We start from the raw sequence: 558 nt of genomic DNA, 5'->3' as shown, positions 1-558 counted from the left end.
GTCGATTGGCATTACATTGCGCCGGGCAAACCGATCCAGAACGCCTTCATCGAAAGCTTCAATGGGCGGCTGCGAGACGAGTTCCTGAATGAAACTCTGTTCTCGTCACTGACCCATGCTCGATCAGCGCTTTCAAACTGGCGCAGCGATTACAACGATCACCGGCCACACTCTGGACTCGGCTGGATGACACCTGCCGAGTTCGCTCAGACAATCAACCCGCGACGTGATGCGGTGCTGCGCAGCCGAAATGGCTCCGCACCGCATCCCGCCGCTACCGCCGCAAATACCGAAACCAAAAACCGCTGGAGCGAACTCAAAATTGGATAAAACTTGGGGGCAAGGTCACAACATCTCCCGTGACAGCTATCTTGTGGTCCAGTTCCTTGAGGGCCTTAAGCGCCGCGCCCTTCTCCGCCTCGTCACCTAGTCGCCGGATGGCGTCACGCACCAGACGGAAATGAGTTTGGAGGCTCTTCCGGGTTTCCTCTGCAACTTGATCCTTTCGACGGCTGAATTCGTCCAAAATGATTTGAGGCATTGTAAGGGCGACCTCGC

Annotated in this window: 1 protein-coding gene and 1 pseudogene; one reads left to right on the top strand and one right to left on the bottom strand. The window is 56.3% G+C overall.

The genetic code is table 11. From position 1 onward, the window contains the following. Positions 1-330 (top strand): integrase core domain-containing protein (locus RFM98_RS31245; protein ID WP_320312303.1); only part of this gene is annotated, 330 nt, incomplete at its 5' end. Here RFM98_RS31245 and RFM98_RS31240 read toward each other — a convergent pair. Continuing rightward, positions 317-558: pseudogene (locus RFM98_RS31240) on the bottom strand (hypothetical protein); the annotation flags it as partial. The gene RFM98_RS31245 and the pseudogene RFM98_RS31240 overlap by 14 nt on opposite strands.

The organism is Mesorhizobium australafricanum, assembly GCF_033977265.1.
GTDB lineage: Bacteria > Pseudomonadota > Alphaproteobacteria > Rhizobiales > Rhizobiaceae > Mesorhizobium > Mesorhizobium australafricanum.
Note: the sequence above shows the minus strand (reverse complement) of the source record. Positions and strands in the feature narration are given on the sequence as shown.